1 protein-coding gene is annotated in these 408 nt (G+C 53.2%); it reads left to right on the top strand.

Features of this window, described 5'->3' with window-relative positions; genetic code table 11:
* The first annotated feature begins 70 nt into the window (after positions 1-70).
* Positions 71-379 carry a PepSY domain-containing protein gene (locus tag A3754_RS07285; RefSeq protein WP_063518919.1) on the top strand — a complete coding sequence of 103 codons (309 nt, stop codon included), beginning with the start codon at positions 71-73 and terminating at the stop codon, positions 377-379.
* Positions 380-408: the final 29 nt, after the last annotated feature.

Below are 408 nucleotides of genomic sequence, written 5' to 3'. Positions count from 1 at the left end.
GCCAGCATTCAGTTTGCGTTCAGCTTGGCGCGTTATGGTTCTCCCGACTTCAACGAAAAGGAGAGCAAACATGACTTTGACCAAAACAACATTGATGGCTGCGGTATTGGGTGTGGCGTCTGTCAGTGCAGTACAGGCCGATGACGTACCCCATAGCCAGATCGATACACTGGTGAAAGACGGCACTATCCAGTCCCTGGATAAACTCGATAAGGTAGTATTGGACAAGCACCCCAATGCGAAAATTACCGACACGGATCTGGAAAACGAGTATGGCCGCTACATCTACCAGGTTGAGCTGCGCGACCCGCAGGGCGTGGAGTGGGATCTGGATATCGATGCCAGCAATGGTGACGTGCTGGGCGAAGAGAAGGACTGAGTCCTTGCTTTCCCACACATTGCCGGGCC

The sequence above is a fragment of the Alcanivorax sp. HI0083 genome, from assembly GCF_001635175.1.
Note: the sequence above shows the minus strand (reverse complement) of the source record. Positions and strands in the feature narration are given on the sequence as shown.

Bases quoted from the DNA above. Each gene is read 5' to 3' on its own strand.
- A3754_RS07285 (WP_063518919.1), top strand. From the start codon at position 71: ATGACTTTGACCAAAACAACATTGATGGCTGCGGTATTGGGTGTGGCG.